Raw genomic sequence first — 15,135 nt, 5'->3', positions numbered from 1 at the left:
GTTTTTAGCGCTTAACGATACGCTTAATCTCTGCCACCTGCTTGCGCAGTGAGAGAATTTGAATCAGCATAAATACGAAGACAATCAGCAGAATCACACCCACTGGAATGCCTACCTTCATAAGGTTGAAGCCTTTAAACCATACGCTTCCACCTACACCAAATCGCCACACAGGCTCGCCATTTGGCGCGGCAATTGTGAGACCCTCCTGACCCGGCTGAATGAACAACTCGCGGCCTTTAGAGTAAATCTGACCACCATCATAATGAGTGAAACTGATGCCCGTTTTAGGGCCTTCAGAATTAATTTTGATAGCACTGTCTGAGTAATGAGTCTGCTCGAAATCCAAACCTGTTTTACCTGCTGGAGTAGCTGAGTAAATTAAGGTTGAATCTGGGTTAAGCGAATTGTATGCAATGATTCCGTAATGCCAAGTGCCTTTACGCTCACCTGGCTTTTTCGACATATCGTCTGAATCTTCAGATCGCAGTTCGATTGCTGCAGTGTTAGTGTTGCCGAAGCCGACGATCTGCAAACCAGACTTGGACAGAGGGCGTCCAATTTTCTCGGAAACCTGTCCATTAGGAAGGCCGCCATTCAGCACGTCAATTTCTAAGCCAACCAACTGTGCGTCGAAATCTTTATCTTCGAATGAAGGAGTGCCTTCTGGAACGTATTTTTCCCAATGCACCGGCCATGAGCGTGCTGACAGGAACCCGCCCCATGTTTTTGCTCCGGGGTAAAACGCGCCGCTATCACCCCAGATTGACACACCATTAACTGTAGGGGAGAACGTCCAAACCTCACTAAGGAAGTTTTGATAGTGGTTATGTGAGTTGGAATACTCGTGTGAATCCTGATGCCTGTTTGGGTTGTCAGCATGCGGGTTCATTGGCTCGCCTTTCCATGACTCCACTTTCGCATCGTATGGAACTACATCAGAAATAACGAAGTTTTTCCCTAAGCCAACACCAAGATTACTATACTGCGGCCACTGACCCTCGAGACGAGGGTGATTACCACGGACAATATCAATGCCGCCGTTGTAGCGCTGATCTACAATTCGGGTATTGTCGTTTGGCTTCACAGGCATCGCGCCGCGCGGAACGTCAGGAGCCAGAACAATTACACCGCCGTTCTTGTTGGCTTCGTTAATGGCTTCAGAAAGCTCACCATAATTGGCGGCGTTGATCGTAGTGGTTTTACCAAGAATGGTTTCCTGGTAATCGAGCGCGTGCGCTGATAGAGACAGCGCCATTGCCGCAGAGGCAATCAAAGATGCAAAAATTCTCTTCACTTTTACTCCATTAGTATCGTGTAAACTTCAGTCCGTTACTGCAGGACCACTCCTTAGGCTTAGGGTTGGTGGCTAAACGCCCACCATCTATTTCGAGGCTACGCGCCTCATTATCCGGTTGAGAAATGTAACATTTTTCTTTTATAGAGTAATCATTCCATTGCTTTAATTCTTCCATGTTTTGTGAAATCAAAAACAATAGAAGCATAGATAAAGAAATAACGAAACCTATCAATAGCAACTTTGTTATTGAGCCTATTGATATGTTGTTGAATGAAAATACATCGCGTCTGTCATGAATCATTTTCTTTTCCTTTCTTCTCTTTTCGATACCACTCAAACTCACTTACGATCCATAGAGCAATGGCAAGTACTTCTAAGTAAAAGAAGGATTTATTTTCCCATGCATATGATTTAAGCACTAGCATGTTGTATAAGCAATAAAGTGCTATTAGCCTGATTATATTTTTCATATGAATTTTGCCTTTTCTCTTCCAATTCTGCGCATTGGTTCTTCAATAAATCTGTGCGTCATTTCTGCCATGAATACAGCCGTTGCAATTCCAACTGGAAGCATTATATATCCCTTGTTGGCAAAGTAGTTGTCATGGTGAATGTTATACCTATGAGCCAGCTCAACAATAAGAAAGTACGAAGGGATATGGGCAAGGTAAAGAGAATAAGCTCTGGCACCAATCCACATTGATATTGATTTTGTTAAACGACTACCCGTGAAATAGTCATGATTGAAGCTTGCCATCCATACCATAATCGCAGAAACAATTGCGATCAGGCCGGTTGAGAATCCGACGGGTACGGTTTTAGACGAGCCAAGAAGTGCAAGGAAGGCAGTGAAAAGCCAGAACGTTGCAAATGCAAATGCTCTGTTACGCAAGAACGCTGGATTAAACTTTTCGTACAGGACGCTTGAAGAGAATATCGCTAAAGCTACACCAAGAGAAATTGCATCGGTTCGTATAAATCCAAGCCATGAGCCACCTCTGTTCAGTGGTATTTGTATGGCAGCAATCAAAAGAACTGTAATAAGTGTTTTCTTTTTTCCAAGGAAGAAAAATATAAACGGGAAAATTAAATAAAACTGCTCTTCAAGTGCCAGGCTCCAGTAAACCAGATTGGAACCACATATCCTGTCTCCGCCTGTAACCTGAAATGTATTAAAGCAAACATTTCCATAAGCATTGGCGACATTAAGCATGGCGTAAACCTGATACATCAAATTACGTATCGGGTCAGCGAAAATTCCGCTCTTATTAAGGAATATTGAGGCGACGGTGACAAATGTCAGCCAAAACCATGCTGCTGGCCACAGCCTGAACATTCGCTTAACCCAAAAAGGCAATGCAAAACTCACAAACCCAGCAGCATCTTTTTTCTCGATTTTATACTTCAACAAATTACTGGTGATGATGAAACCAGAAATGCAAAAGAACAGGTCAACACCTGTCCACCATCCGAAGTAGTCCTGCAGCATCCCCATGAAGCCAACACCTGGTACATAATCAGGCAGCAGCTTACGAGAATGGGCGATCATCACGAATATGATTGCAATAGAGCGCAGCGCTTCAATGTCTGTGTTCTTTCCGGAACTCGTTACCATTGAGATAATCCTTAAAAAATTTATGCGCACAGTCTACAAGTTAACAGATACTTATCAATTGAATCATGCGCTTGATGTGCAATCCTCGAAGTAGTTTTTTAATTCTCTGTAAAAAGCAACTACCTTTGCCGTAAAGGTCTTTGAGCCGTTTCTTATACCAACACTCAGCTGCAGGCGTACCCTGAAGACTCCACAACAGGAGGATGCATGGATATTGAAGTTTGCGACCTTGCGATGGATGCTGTGCGTAACGTCATGGGGCAGGCGGTGATTAACATGCTTGATGAGGGAATCCCGATCACTAATGAATCCCTGGTCGGGTACATGGCGGCAATGTTTGAAGATGAGGACGGGAGCTGCGTGGCTGAGTTAGCGATGTATCTCTTTGGAGTCAGCAAGCACTGAATTGTGCCTGCTGACTTTCAATCATGCCTGAGGCTGGCCAACCGGTCCTTTACCTAATGGTCCGCCTGGTACTGACTCTCCACTTGGCGCGTGCGGTCTGCCATCCGGGCCTACAGCAGGGCTTTCATGCTGGCAACCAGCTAATGTCATTAGACTTGTAATTATGATCATCCCACCTAAGAAGCTCTTCATCATTTCCTTTCCCCGTCAAGGCAACGATATGTTGCTAATTAAGCGTAGATTTCTAATCGCTTAAGTCAAAACGCCACCATTTAAAAAACTAAATTTCTTTACCCACCAATGGCTTTACAAATTACCCAAGCGCAGCGACTTGATCGATCCTACCGATCGATATTACTGTATTTATATACAGTATCTATCAGGGAGGGAGATGACCATGCCCCGCGACTACGAAATAAAAGACGCCTTCAGGTTCGCAATCAAACGCGATGCCGCTGGCCGCTACACCGTAAGCACACTCGACTTTGTCAGTGAACTTGAGCGCCTAAACTGGCATTACACGCCACGACAAGCGAATAACTGGATCGAGGCTCACAAGTCAGTATTCCGGGATATCTCAACATCGGAAGGTGATGAGCGCGTGTTTCAGGTTTTCAATCCAAACGGCGGCATGTGATGTTTGCGCTCGTTGACGTGAACTCGTTTTACGCCAGCTGCGAGACGGTTTTCAGGCCTGATTTGCGCGGCAAGCCGGTTCTGGTGCTCAGCAACAACGACGGTTGCGTAATCGCCCGCAGCGCCGAAGTGAAAGAGCTGAAAATCCCTATGGGTGCGCCTTACTTCAAGCTGAAGGACGAAATCCGCCGGCACAAGATTCACGTATTCAGCAGCAATTACGCGCTTTATGCAGACATGAGCAACCGGGTCATGACCATACTCGAAGATATGGCGCCGTCGGTTGAGGTCTATTCGATCGATGAGGCGTTCATGGACGTAACCGGACTGGACAGACTGCAGTCATTCGATGAACTCGGACGAAAGGTGAGAGCGCGAATAAAGCAGGAGGCGCACCTCACTGTTGGCGTTGGCATTGCGCAGACAAAGACGCTGGCGAAGCTGGCTAACCACGCTGCTAAAAAGTGGACGAAGACCGGCGGCGTACTTGACCTGTCGGACGTTGAGCGCCAGCGCAAGCTTATGGCGCTGATTGACGTAGAGGATGTATGGGGCGTAGGAAGGAGAATCGCTAAACGGCTAAAAATCATGGGCGTTAACACAGCCCTGGATTTAGCGAACAGCCCCATCAAGCTGATGCGCGATAACTTCACTGTCGTAATGGAAAGAACCATCCGTGAGCTGCGCGGCGAGCCATGCCTTGAGCTGGAAGAGTTCGCGCCGACTAAGCAGCAAATTGTCTGCTCACGTTCATTTGGGTCGCGCATCACTGAATACGAGGACATGAGGCAGGCTGTTTGCTCTTATGCTGAGCGCGCGGCTGAGAAGCTAAGGCGAGAACGCCAGTATTGCGGTCAGGTAGCTGTGTTCGTCCGAACAAGCCCTCATGCTGAAGGTGAAGTTTTCTATGGAAACCAAGCCATGGGCAGACTCCTGACTCCAACGAATGATACGCGAGAAATAATACGGGTTGCCATGCAGGGTCTGGACCACATATGGCGCGACGGGTGCCGGTATATGAAAGCAGGCGTGATGCTGGGCGACTTCTACAGCCAGGGCGTCTCGCAGCTCAATCTCTTTGACGAATTCAAACCACAGGCCAACAGCGAATCTCTGATGCGTGTTGTTGATGGTCTCAACCAGAGCGGGAAGGGGAAATTATGGTTTGCAGGACAGGGTATCCAGAAATCCTGGGAGATGAAGCGCGAAATGTTGTCGCCGGCATACACAACCAGACTGTCGGACCTGCCAGTAGCGAAGTGAAGTTTCTGCTTCAGCCGCTGCAGCACATCCTGTCTACGCGTGACACTTCCAGCATGGTGGAGCTTAACGGCCGCAGGTGCATAATCGATAAGCAGCGTTACCCGGTAAACGGTGACACGGTGCTGATTGATATGTCAGGCATGTATGAGTGGGCGATGATCATGATTCATCCGCGGCGCCTGATTACTGACGATGGCGCATTCCTGATGGATGACCTGCTGGAAGATATCGCGGTGGTGGGAGTGGTGACGCATGAAATCACGACCATGCACGAGGATGACAGGCCGACAATTTGAGGGGCATTACGCCCCATTTCCTTCCAGATAATCCGCCCACCACTGCATCATCTCTCTGCGCTTTTCCAGGTACTGCGCGTGGTTATAGATTCCTCGGATGTTATTGCGATCGACGTGAGCCAGCTGGCGCTCTATCGCATCATGCGGCCAGCCGTGCTCGTTCAGAATCGTGCTGAACTGGTGCCGGAAACCATGCCCACTGGCAAGCCCCTCATAGCCGATCTGGCGAATTACCAGCAGCACGGCCGCGTCACTGATTGATTTTGATTTGTCATTACGACCGGGGAATACGAATGCAGATGTGGAGGTGATTGGGTGCAGAAACTTCAGCAACGCCTTTACCTGACGTGACATCGGCACCACGTGCTGCTTGCGATTTTTCATGACGTCAGCGGCGATCGTAATCAGGTCGTTTTCGAAATCGACGTCTGTCCATTGCATACTACGCATCTCTTTAGTGCGCAGGGCGGTGTACTGAAGGATTTGAGTAGCAACGCGGGAAATGACGCTTCCTGAATAAGTGGCGAGCGCTGCGTTAAACGCTGGTATCTGGTCGGCCGGCAGGAACGGATAGTTCTGTTTGCGATATCCTTTCATTGCATCAGCAAGGTCTGGCGCCGGATTGTATTTGCAACGTCCGGTAACGACTGCATAGCGAAACACTTCACCGCAGCGGCGCCGCGCTTTGTTGGCTCGCTCCATCGCGCCCCGATCCTCAAACCTGCGCAACACCTTCAGCAGAGCCATCGGCTCAATGTCATCCATCTGCAGCTTGCCAATATAAGGAAGGATGTCATCATCAAACATGCGCCTGAGTTCACTGGCGTACTTTTCAGACCAAACCTGCTTCTTATGCTTGTACCACTCCTCGAAAATTGAACCAAACGAGTCCGGTTCCTTTCCCTTCTGTTTTTTCTTCACGGCCGGATTCAGGCCGACAGCCAAATCGCGTTTTAGCTCAAAAGCCATACTTCGGGCATCCGCCGGTCCAATCTCCGGATATTTCCCGATCGTGTGCACCTTCTCTTTTCCTTCGAACTGGTAGCGCACCTGCCAGACCTTCTTTCCGGATGCGGGCACATAGAGGAATAGTCCATTTCCATCTGCAACCCTGTAGGGCTTCTCTTTGGGTTTTGCAGCGTCAATCTGCTTTATCGTGAGCATTGGGTAAAATCCGGGTGGGTAAAATTGATTTACCCAGAATTTACCCAGCCAATAGTCTGGCTGTCAACGAACTATGGCGAACGATTGCGAACGGTAATTTGGGTGAGTGCTTGGTGCAATGGGGTTTTAGCGAACGGAGAAGGATGGGTGCGAACTGCTATATGGTGTCCCCTGCAGGAATCGAACCTGCAACTAGCCCTTAGGAGGGGCTCGTTATATCCATTTAACTAAGGAGACGCCGGGCGCGCAGTATAGCGCACCGCGAACCTGATTTTAACTATGTAGCGGTTGTTTGCTCAATCTATCAGCAATTTAAGACCAGGCTTACGCCTGTTTTTGCTTCTCTTTCCGCTTCTGTTCCGCACGCGCTTTGGCTTTCGCCGCTTCACTCATGTCGTTACGAATCTGCGCATGGCTGATCAACGCAAATATCAGCGTACCGCCCGTGATGTTGCCAAGCAGCGTAGGCAAGGCAAATGGCCAAAAGAATTCGTACCACGGCAGCGTGCCCGCAAACACCAGATATAGCACCTCGACCGAACCGACCACGATATGCGCTAAATCACCTAACGCCACCAGCCAGGTCATCATCACAATCACTACAATCTTTGCGCCACCCGCATACGGGAACATCCACACCATGGTGGCGATAATCCAGCCTGATATCACCGCATTAGCGAACATTTCGCTTGGTGAGTTCACCATCACTTTTTCACTGATGGCGGTAAAGGCCTGACGCGTCGCATCGTCGAATATTGGCATATGATTAAAGGCCAGCGCCCCCAATGCAGTGCCAATCAGATTGCCGAGCAGCACCACGCACCAGAGCCGTAACAGCAGCGCAAAGTTGCTGCCGGTCGGTTTGTGCATCACCGGCAAAACGGCGGTAACGGTATTCTCGGTAAACAGTTGCTGGCGCGCCATAATCACGATGACAAAGCCAAAGGTATAACCCAAATTTTCCAGTAAAAATGCGCCCGGCACGCCTTTAAGATGGACCTGAAAAATGCCTTTCGCCATCAGCGAAGCGCTCATTGACAGTCCCGCCGCAACCGCGGACCAGAGCAGCGCCATGCCGTCACGCTCGAGCTCTTTTTCCCCATCCTGGCGTATCTCTTCATGAATCGCCGCAGCCTGCGAGGGCAGGGCATCTTCATCGACTTCTATCTCCTTACCTTGCTCCTTCTCATCACTCTCTACATCGTTGTCACTGTTTGAAATCGATGGTGATTGTTTCATGTTTTCCTCAGGTGATAATGCCATTGCGTCATAAGCGTAGCTGGTTTTTGCAAGGTCGATTTGTTACGAAGATTCAAATTAAGAGTAACGAAATTTTAACTGAGTTGGATTTTTGAGCAATTTGTTGATCTGGGGCGCACGAATACCCCATTTGGGGTAAGTGGGAGCCAGCTCACAGACTTCGGCCCACAGATTCAATGTGGTATTATCCCCGCCTCATTCATTGCCGCGATTCTCCCTTCTATGCTCGAAGTCATTAATCTCTCATGCGTTCGTGATGAGCGAACCTTGTTTCATGGGTTGAGCTTCCGCGTGCAACCGGGTGACATTGTGCAAATTGAAGGGCCAAACGGAGCCGGGAAAACTTCGCTGTTGCGCCTGCTGGCCGGATTAAGCCGGGCGGAAGAGGGCGACGTAACGTGGCAGTCACAGCCCCTTCGTCAACAGCGCGAAGTATGGCAACAAAATCTGCTCTATCTTGGCCATCACCCCGGCGTGAAATCGGTACTCTCACCGCTGGAGAACCTGCATTTCTGGCACGGTAGCAGCAAAGAAGACGCGATTTTTGCTGCGCTCGAGCAGGTCGATCTGCTGGGTTTTGAAGAGGTGCCGGTGGCACAACTCTCCGCCGGACAGCAGCGGCGCGTGGCATTAGCACGCTTATGGCTTAGCCCAGCGTCGATATGGATCCTCGATGAACCCTTAACCGCCATCGATAAAGGCGGTGTGGAAAAATTAATGGCGCGATTCGTCAGCCATGCCGATAACGGCGGAGCGGTGATTCTGACCACGCATCAGGATCTGCCCGATCACAGCGCGCGCGTGCGTAAAATTCGTCTTACTTCGGAGTGGGCTTGATGTTAGGCCGGGTCATTCAGCGTGAATTAAAAATCGCCTTTCGTAGCGGCGGGGAAGTGATCAATCCGCTGTGGTTTTTCCTGATTGTTATCACGCTGTTTCCGTTAGGTATCGGACCGGAGCCACAGCAGCTGGCGCGGATTGCGCCGGGCGTGGCGTGGGTTGCCGCGTTACTCGCCTCATTGCTGGCGCTGGAACGGCTGTTTCGTGACGATTTTCTTGATGGTTCGCTTGAGCAACTACTTCTGTTGCCGACGCCGCTGCCGATCACGGTGCTGGGCAAAGTGATTGCGCACTGGCTGATTACCGGGCTACCGCTGATTTTATTGTCGCCGCTGGCAGCATTGTTGCTGTCGCTAGATTTTGCCGGCTGGCGCGCGATGGCATTGACGTTATTACTTGGCACGCCAACGCTGAGTTTTCTCGGCGCGATTGGGACCGGATTAACCGTTGGGTTGCGGCGCGGCGGCGTATTACTGAGTTTGCTGGTATTGCCGTTGTCGATACCGGTTTTGATATTCGCCAGCGCGGCGATTGATGCCGCCGCAATGGGATTGCCGATCGGGGGTTATCTGGCGATTCTTGGCGCGATGCTGGCGGTAAGCGCAACGCTGTCGCCGTTCGCGACGGCAGCGGCCTTGCGTATTAGTCTGCATTAATTCGTGCCGCCCCAGAGCGGTCGAAACCTGAATTCTCTTTATTGTGAGCTATGCAAAATGTGGAAATGGTTACACCAGTGGGCAAAGCCTGAGCGGCTTTACCAGCTATGCGGTCGCTTTATTCCGTGGTTCGCGGTGCTGGGTGTTGGCACGCTGTTACTCGGTTGGGTCTGGGGATTCGGCTTTGCACCGGCGGATTATCAGCAGGGCAACAGCTTCCGGATTATGTACATTCATGTGCCTGCAGCGATGTGGTCGATGGGCGTGTATGCATCAATGGCTATTGCGGCATTTATCGGCCTGGTGTGGCAGATGAAGATGGCCGATCTGGTCTCAGCGGCGATGGCGCCGATTGGCGCGGTGTTCACCTTTATCGCGCTGATTACCGGTTCCGCTTGGGGTAAACCGATGTGGGGAACCTGGTGGATCTGGGATGCACGCCTGACATCTGAGCTGGTGCTGCTGTTCCTCTATATGGGCGTTATCGCGCTGTATCACTCCTTTGAAGACCGCCGCACCGCCGGGCGCGCCGCCGGCATTTTGATTCTGGTTGGCGTGGTTAATCTGCCGATCATTCACTTCTCGGTGCAATGGTGGAACACGCTGCATCAGGGCTCATCAGGCATTCTGCAGCAGGCTATCGATCCAAGCATGCGCACACCGCTGCGCTGGTCCATTCTCGGTTACCTGCTGGTGTTTGGTGCGCTGACCTTAATGCGCCTGCGTAATTTGATTCTATTCACCGAGCGTCATCGTCCGTGGGCGATTGATGTGGCGCAGGGAGGAAGCAAATTATGACGCCAGCCTTTGCATCGTGGAGCGATTTCTTCGCCATGGGCGGCTATGCCTTTTACGTCTGGCTCGCCGTTATCCTCACGTTGATCCCGTTATTCGGTCTGGTGCTGCACACCGTGCTGTTCCGTCGCCGTTTGCTGGCGGAAATTCGCCAGCGTCAGTTCAGGGAGCGCCGCATTCGCGCGGCTAAATCGAAAAAAGCTGCCAGTGGAGCAGCGGGAGAATCCGTGTGAATATCCGTCGTCGTAATCGCCTCTATGTGGCGATCGCGGTGTTGATCGGGCTTGGCCTGGCGACCGCGCTGGTGATGTACGCGCTGCGTTCCAACATCGACCTGTTTTATACCCCGAGTGAAATTATCAACGGCAAAGGTGAAGATCATCAGAAGCCTGAGCCAGGCCAGCGCTTGCGCATTGGCGGCATGGTGATGCCGGGCAGCGTAAAGCGCGATCCGAAAACCCTCGCCGTCTCTTTCAAACTGTATGACGCCAACGGCGTGGTCAGTGTGACCTATGAAGGCATTCTGCCGGACCTGTTCCGTGAAGGGCAGGGCGTGGTAGCGCAAGGCGTGCTGGAAGAGGGCAATCTGGTGAACGCCAAAGAAGTGCTGGCGAAACATGATGAAAAATATACGCCTCCCGAAATTGAAGATGCCATGAAGAAGAATCACACAGGACCTGCAGCAGCCTATCAGCAGTCGGGTGCGCAATCATGATGCCGGAAATTGGTAGCTTTCTGCTGTGTCTGGCGCTGGCTTTAGCGCTCCTGTTGAGCGTCTATCCGCTGTGGGGCGCTGCGCGTCAGGATGCGCGTTTGATGGCGATGGCGCGCCCATTAACCTGGGGCATGTTTATCTGTGTCGCCGCCTCTTTTGTGGTGTTGGTGCACGCCTTTGTGGTGAATGACTTTACCGTTGGCTATGTCGCCACCAACTCCAACACCTTGCTGCCGGTCTATTATCGCATCGCGGCAACCTGGGGGGCGCACGAAGGTTCACTGCTGTTGTGGGTGCTGCTGCTCAGCACCTGGACGCTGGCGGTGGCGATCTTCAGTCGCGGGATGCCGCAGGATGCGCTAGCACGCGTGCTGGCGGTGATGGGCATGATTAATCTCGGCTTCCTGCTGTTTATCATTCTCACCTCGAATCCATTTACCCGCACCTTGCCAAACTTCCCGATTGACGGGCGCGATCTCAACCCAATGCTGCAGGATATCGGGCTGATCTTCCATCCGCCGCTGCTGTACATGGGTTACGTCGGCTTCTCGGTGGCCTTTGCGTTTGCTATTGCCTCGCTGATGGCCGGACGTCTGGATACCGCATGGGCGCGCTGGTCACGTCCGTGGACTACCGCCGCGTGGGTCTTCCTGACAATCGGCATCGTGCTCGGTTCGGCGTGGGCTTATTACGAACTCGGCTGGGGCGGCTGGTGGTTCTGGGACCCGGTCGAAAACGCCTCCTTTATGCCGTGGCTGGCTGGTACCGCGCTGATGCACTCGCTGGCGGTAACGGAAAAGCGCGGCAGCTTCAAGTCCTGGACGGTGTTACTGGCGATCACCGCGTTCTCGTTAAGCCTGCTTGGCACTTTCCTCGTGCGCTCCGGCGTGCTGGTTTCCGTGCACTCGTTCGCCTCCGATCCGGCGCGCGGCATGTTTATCCTCGCCTTCCTGGTGATTGTGATTGGCAGCTCGCTGCTGCTGTACGCGCTGAAAGGTAGTCAGGTGCGCAGCCGCGTACAGAGCGAAGCCTGGTCACGCGAATCCTTCCTGCTGGGTAATAACGTGCTGCTGATCGCCGCGATGCTGGTGGTATTACTCGGTACGCTGCTGCCGCTGGTGCATAAACAGCTTGGTCTCGGCAGCATCTCGGTGGGCGAGCCGTTCTTCAACACCATGTTTACCTGGCTGATGGCACCGTTCGCGCTGATGCTCGGTATCGGTCCGCTGGTGCGCTGGCGTCGTGACCAACCACAGAAACTGTGGAAACGCCTTGGAGTGGGCCTGTTAGTGACGCTGATTCTGTCGATCGCCCTGCCGTGGCTGCTGCAGGATCGCATTGAGGCGATGACGGTTATTGGCCTGCTGATGTCGATCTGGGTGATCATGCTGACGTTGATGGAACTGCACGAGCGCGCCACCCATCGCCACTCTTTCTTCAAAGGTTTACGACATCTATCGCGCAGCCATTGGGGCATGGTGCTGGGGCATTTAGGCGTGGCGGTGACCGTGGTTGGTATCGCCTTTAGCACCCAATACAGCGTTGAGCGTGATGTGCGCATGAAGGCGGGTGATACCGTTGATATCCACAATTATCACTTTACCTTCCACGGCGTGCGCAACCTGCAAGGGCCGAACTACAGCGGCGGCGTGGCGGTGATTGAAGTGACGCGCAACGGCAAGCTGGAAGCGGTGATGCAGGCGGAAAAACGCTTCTATGCAGCCGCGCGCACCATGATGACCGAAGCGGCGATCAGCGGCGGTTTCACCCGCGATCTGTATGCGGCGCTGGGCGAAGAGCTGGATGACGGTTCGTGGGCGGTGCGGATTTACTACAAACCGTTTGTGCGCTGGATCTGGTACGGCGGCGTGTTTATGGCGGTGGGCGGCTTGTTCTGCCTGTTCGATCCGCGCTATCGCTCACGCAAAAAAGAGCAGCGCGAGGAGCTGGCATGAACAAAAAAATCCTGTTTATCCCGTTAGTTCTGTTTTTGCTGCTGGCCGCGGCGCTGCTGTGGCAGCTGTCGCGCAACGCCAACGGCGATGATCCAACGCGTCTCGAATCAGCGTTGATCGGCAAACCGGTACCCGTATTCAAACTGGAAGCGCTGGATCAGCCCGGCAAAATCTACGATCAGCAGGTGCTGACCGACGGCAAACCGATTCTGCTCAACGTCTGGGCAACCTGGTGCCCAACCTGCCGCGCGGAGCATCAATACCTCAACACGCTGGCGGAAAAAGGCATTCGCGTGGTTGGCCTCAACTATAAAGACGATCGCACCAAAGCGGTGACCTGGCTGAACACGCTGGGCAATCCTTATGCGCTCAGCCTGTATGACGGCAACGGGATGCTCGGTCTCGATCTCGGCGTTTACGGCGCACCGGAAACCTTTCTGATCGACGGCAAAGGGATCATTCGTTATCGCCACGCAGGCGACATGAACGATCGTGTCTGGCTCGAAGAAGTGAAACCGCTGTGGGACAAATACAACAAGGAGGCGGGCGTATGAAACGGCTGCTTCTACTGTTAGCGGGCATTCTGCTCAGCACCAGCCTGTGGGCGGCGATTGATACGTATCAGTTCGATTCGGTGCAGCAGGAAGAACAATACCGCGATCTCACCGCATCGCTGCGTTGCCCAAAATGCCAGAACAACAGCATTGCCGATTCCAATGCGATGATCGCGTCGGATATGCGTCTCAAAGTCTACGAGTTAATGAAGCAGGGCGAAAGCCGCCAGCAGATCATTGATTACATGGTGGCGCGTTACGGTAATTTCGTGACGTATGAGCCGCCGGTAACGCCTTCCACGCTGATTTTGTGGGTGGGGCCAGCGCTGTTTGTGGTGCTGGGCGCGCTGATCATTATTCTGCGTAATCGTCGCGGCAAAGCGCGTAGCGAACTCGACGACAGTGAACAACAGCGCCTTGCGGCGTTACTCAAGCGTGACGGGAAGCCGTAATGACTGGATTCTGGATTACCCTGATTATTTTACTGCTGGCGGCTATCGCGCTGTTTCTGCGTGCTGGCTGGCGTCAGCGCGAGGCCAGCAGTGGCGATCGCGATCGTCTCAACACCGATTTCTATCAGCAACGCCTGCGCGAGCTGGAGCGTGATGAAGAAGAGGGCGTGGTGGCTGAGCGCCCGGAAATGGTGCGCGAACTGCAACAAACGCTGTTAACCGATGTGCCGCAGCAGGATGCCGCGACCATTCATCGCAGCAGTCGCTGGGTGTTGCTGCCGGGCGTGATTGTGCTGCTGGTGGTGTCGGTTGGCATGTATCTGAAAACCGGCGGACTTACGCAGCAAACCGCGTTTGTCAGCGTACAGCAGGAGTATCCTGCGTTACGTGCGCGCGTGATGGATACTAAAGCTCAGCCGCTAACCATGGAAGAGTTGGCGCGTCTGCAACTGGGTCTGCGCAGTTCGCTGCAGCACGACGCAACGAACCTCAACGATTGGGCGATGCTGGGCCGCTTAGGCATGGTGCTGAATAATGCCACCGATGCCAGCCAGGCATTTGAACATGCGCTACAGCTGGCGCCAGACAATATCGAACTGCAGCAGGATTATGCCGAAGTGCTGACGCGCTCCAGCGATCCGCAGGATAACCGTCAGGCCAACGTGTTGCTGAAAGCGCTGCTTAAACGCGATCACAGCGATGTGCGCACGCTGAGTCTGCTGGCGTTTAATGCCTTTGAGCAGCAGCAGTACAATGAGGCGATTGGTGCATGGCAGGTGATGTTGAAACTGTTACCGGCAGGCGATCGTCGCATCACCATGATCGAGCGCAGCATTGAACAAGCGAAAACTGACGCGGGACAGCAAAATAGCAGCCTGGCATTGACGGTGAGTTTGACGCCGCCGGCAGAAAAAATGTTACCGCAAGGCGGAGTGTTGTATATTTCTGTGTCTGACGGTGTTTCACCGGTGCCTGTGGCTGTGAAGCGTTTACCGCTGAGCCACTTCCCGTTATCGCTCACGCTCGATGACAGCAATGCCATGATGCCCGATCGCCTGCTTTCGGCACAGCATCAGGTGCAAGTCAGGGTGCGCATTTCGCGCGATGGCAGTGCCAATCCACAGTCTGGCGACTGGTTGGGTTTAAGCGCGGTCACACCCTGGGATGGTCATCAGCAACTGGCTGTGGAAATTAATCAACAGCAGCCCTGAAGCGATACCTTACTGATC

The 15,135-nt window shown here is 52.6% G+C and carries 18 protein-coding genes and 1 tRNA gene; 13 read left to right on the top strand and 6 right to left on the bottom strand.

Annotation, left to right across the window (positions count from 1 at the left end; all coding sequences use genetic code 11):
• Positions 1 to 4: 4 nt before the first annotated feature.
• The 3 genes from P6287_RS13405 to P6287_RS13395 form a co-directional block, all read right to left on the bottom strand.
• Positions 5 to 1,297, bottom strand: coding sequence for a hypothetical protein (locus P6287_RS13405; RefSeq protein WP_277973861.1), 1,293 nt, complete (start codon positions 1,295 to 1,297; stop codon positions 5 to 7).
• Between the two features lie 10 nt (positions 1,298 to 1,307).
• Positions 1,308 to 1,643 carry a hypothetical protein gene (locus P6287_RS13400; protein ID WP_277973860.1) on the bottom strand — a complete coding sequence of 112 codons (336 nt, stop codon included), beginning with the start codon at positions 1,641 to 1,643 and terminating at the stop codon, positions 1,308 to 1,310.
• A gap of 123 nt (positions 1,644 to 1,766) precedes the next feature.
• Entirely contained in the window at positions 1,767 to 2,915 is a 1,149-nt protein-coding gene (locus P6287_RS13395) for an acyltransferase (protein WP_277973859.1), read from the bottom strand.
• A gap of 207 nt (positions 2,916 to 3,122) precedes the next feature.
• Between P6287_RS13395 and P6287_RS13390 the strand changes: the two genes are divergently transcribed.
• The 4 genes from P6287_RS13390 (at position 3,123) to P6287_RS13375 (ending at position 5,515) form a co-directional block, all read left to right on the top strand.
• Positions 3,123 to 3,320: a hypothetical protein gene (locus P6287_RS13390; protein ID WP_277973858.1), complete on the top strand. Its 198-nt coding sequence runs from the start codon at positions 3,123 to 3,125 to the stop codon at positions 3,318 to 3,320.
• A gap of 397 nt (positions 3,321 to 3,717) precedes the next feature.
• Positions 3,718 to 3,957, top strand: a complete 240-nt coding sequence (locus P6287_RS13385; protein WP_192413970.1) for a DNA polymerase V — start codon at positions 3,718 to 3,720, stop codon at positions 3,955 to 3,957.
• Positions 3,957 to 5,219 carry a translesion error-prone DNA polymerase V subunit UmuC gene (gene umuC, locus P6287_RS13380; protein ID WP_277973857.1) on the top strand — a complete coding sequence of 421 codons (1,263 nt, stop codon included), beginning with the start codon at positions 3,957 to 3,959 and terminating at the stop codon, positions 5,217 to 5,219. The genes P6287_RS13385 and umuC overlap by 1 nt, the downstream gene beginning before the upstream one ends.
• Complete coding sequence (locus tag P6287_RS13375; protein ID WP_277973856.1) at positions 5,216 to 5,515, top strand: hypothetical protein; 300 nt, start codon at positions 5,216 to 5,218, stop codon at positions 5,513 to 5,515. Before umuC ends, P6287_RS13375 begins: the two co-directional genes overlap by 4 nt.
• Positions 5,516 to 5,521: 6 nt before the next feature.
• Here P6287_RS13375 and P6287_RS13370 read toward each other — a convergent pair whose 3' ends face one another.
• From P6287_RS13370 to P6287_RS13360, 3 genes are all read right to left on the bottom strand, one after another.
• A complete protein-coding gene (locus P6287_RS13370; RefSeq protein ID WP_277973855.1) occupies positions 5,522 to 6,679 on the bottom strand; it encodes a tyrosine-type recombinase/integrase in 1,158 nt (385 codons plus the stop codon).
• 162 nt (positions 6,680 to 6,841) lie between these two features.
• Positions 6,842 to 6,916 (bottom strand) — tRNA-Arg (locus P6287_RS13365).
• An 87-nt stretch (positions 6,917 to 7,003) separates the two neighbouring features.
• Positions 7,004 to 7,918: a formate/nitrite transporter family protein gene (locus tag P6287_RS13360; RefSeq protein WP_137386225.1), complete on the bottom strand. Its 915-nt coding sequence runs from the start codon at positions 7,916 to 7,918 to the stop codon at positions 7,004 to 7,006.
• Positions 7,919 to 8,161: 243 nt separating this feature from the next.
• Here P6287_RS13360 and ccmA point away from each other — a divergent pair, with 243 nt between their 5' ends.
• The 9 genes from ccmA to ccmI are packed head-to-tail and all read left to right on the top strand — an operon-like array spanning position 8,162 to position 15,117.
• Complete coding sequence (ccmA, locus tag P6287_RS13355) at positions 8,162 to 8,776, top strand: cytochrome c biogenesis heme-transporting ATPase CcmA (protein ID WP_192411448.1); 615 nt, start codon at positions 8,162 to 8,164, stop codon at positions 8,774 to 8,776.
• Positions 8,776 to 9,435, top strand: a complete 660-nt coding sequence (gene ccmB, locus P6287_RS13350) for a heme exporter protein CcmB (protein WP_192411449.1) — start codon at positions 8,776 to 8,778, stop codon at positions 9,433 to 9,435. Before ccmA ends, ccmB begins: the two co-directional genes overlap by 1 nt.
• A gap of 57 nt (positions 9,436 to 9,492) precedes the next feature.
• Positions 9,493 to 10,233 carry a heme ABC transporter permease gene (locus tag P6287_RS13345; RefSeq protein ID WP_277973854.1) on the top strand — a complete coding sequence of 247 codons (741 nt, stop codon included), beginning with the start codon at positions 9,493 to 9,495 and terminating at the stop codon, positions 10,231 to 10,233.
• Positions 10,230 to 10,463, top strand: coding sequence for a heme exporter protein CcmD (gene ccmD, locus P6287_RS13340; protein WP_210081314.1), 234 nt, complete (start codon positions 10,230 to 10,232; stop codon positions 10,461 to 10,463). Before P6287_RS13345 ends, ccmD begins: the two co-directional genes overlap by 4 nt.
• Positions 10,460 to 10,945, top strand: coding sequence for a cytochrome c maturation protein CcmE (gene ccmE, locus P6287_RS13335; RefSeq protein WP_008101293.1), 486 nt, complete (start codon positions 10,460 to 10,462; stop codon positions 10,943 to 10,945). The genes ccmD and ccmE overlap by 4 nt, the downstream gene beginning before the upstream one ends.
• A complete protein-coding gene (locus tag P6287_RS13330; protein WP_277973853.1) occupies positions 10,942 to 12,900 on the top strand; it encodes a heme lyase CcmF/NrfE family subunit in 1,959 nt (652 codons plus the stop codon). The genes ccmE and P6287_RS13330 overlap by 4 nt, the downstream gene beginning before the upstream one ends.
• The gene (locus P6287_RS13325; protein WP_101763614.1) at positions 12,897 to 13,454 is read left to right on the top strand and encodes a DsbE family thiol:disulfide interchange protein; all 558 of its coding nucleotides are present in this window, start codon (positions 12,897 to 12,899) and stop codon (positions 13,452 to 13,454) included. Before P6287_RS13330 ends, P6287_RS13325 begins: the two co-directional genes overlap by 4 nt.
• A complete protein-coding gene (locus P6287_RS13320; protein ID WP_101763615.1) occupies positions 13,451 to 13,906 on the top strand; it encodes a cytochrome c-type biogenesis protein in 456 nt (151 codons plus the stop codon). The genes P6287_RS13325 and P6287_RS13320 overlap by 4 nt, the downstream gene beginning before the upstream one ends.
• Positions 13,906 to 15,117, top strand: coding sequence for a c-type cytochrome biogenesis protein CcmI (ccmI, locus tag P6287_RS13315; protein WP_192411451.1), 1,212 nt, complete (start codon positions 13,906 to 13,908; stop codon positions 15,115 to 15,117). The genes P6287_RS13320 and ccmI overlap by 1 nt, the downstream gene beginning before the upstream one ends.
• Positions 15,118 to 15,135 lie beyond the last annotated feature (18 nt).

Source organism: Pantoea sp. X85, assembly GCF_029623675.1.
Lineage (GTDB): Bacteria > Pseudomonadota > Gammaproteobacteria > Enterobacterales > Enterobacteriaceae > Pantoea > Pantoea leporis.
Note: the sequence above shows the minus strand (reverse complement) of the source record. Positions and strands in the feature narration are given on the sequence as shown.

Coding starts and splice junctions, on each gene's coding strand:
- P6287_RS13395 (WP_277973859.1), bottom strand. CDS start 2,915: ATGGTAACGAGTTCCGGAAAGAACACAGACATTGAAGCGCTGCGCTCT.
- P6287_RS13390 (WP_277973858.1), top strand. CDS start 3,123: ATGGATATTGAAGTTTGCGACCTTGCGATGGATGCTGTGCGTAACGTC.
- P6287_RS13385 (WP_192413970.1), top strand. CDS start 3,718: ATGCCCCGCGACTACGAAATAAAAGACGCCTTCAGGTTCGCAATCAAA.
- umuC (WP_277973857.1), top strand. CDS start 3,957: ATGTTTGCGCTCGTTGACGTGAACTCGTTTTACGCCAGCTGCGAGACG.
- P6287_RS13370 (WP_277973855.1), bottom strand. CDS start 6,679: ATGCTCACGATAAAGCAGATTGACGCTGCAAAACCCAAAGAGAAGCCC.
- P6287_RS13360 (WP_137386225.1), bottom strand. CDS start 7,918: ATGAAACAATCACCATCGATTTCAAACAGTGACAACGATGTAGAGAGT.
- ccmA (WP_192411448.1), top strand. CDS start 8,162: ATGCTCGAAGTCATTAATCTCTCATGCGTTCGTGATGAGCGAACCTTG.
- ccmB (WP_192411449.1), top strand. CDS start 8,776: ATGTTAGGCCGGGTCATTCAGCGTGAATTAAAAATCGCCTTTCGTAGC.
- P6287_RS13345 (WP_277973854.1), top strand. CDS start 9,493: ATGTGGAAATGGTTACACCAGTGGGCAAAGCCTGAGCGGCTTTACCAG.
- ccmD (WP_210081314.1), top strand. CDS start 10,230: ATGACGCCAGCCTTTGCATCGTGGAGCGATTTCTTCGCCATGGGCGGC.
- P6287_RS13330 (WP_277973853.1), top strand. CDS start 10,942: ATGATGCCGGAAATTGGTAGCTTTCTGCTGTGTCTGGCGCTGGCTTTA.
- P6287_RS13325 (WP_101763614.1), top strand. CDS start 12,897: ATGAACAAAAAAATCCTGTTTATCCCGTTAGTTCTGTTTTTGCTGCTG.
- P6287_RS13320 (WP_101763615.1), top strand. CDS start 13,451: ATGAAACGGCTGCTTCTACTGTTAGCGGGCATTCTGCTCAGCACCAGC.
- ccmI (WP_192411451.1), top strand. CDS start 13,906: ATGACTGGATTCTGGATTACCCTGATTATTTTACTGCTGGCGGCTATC.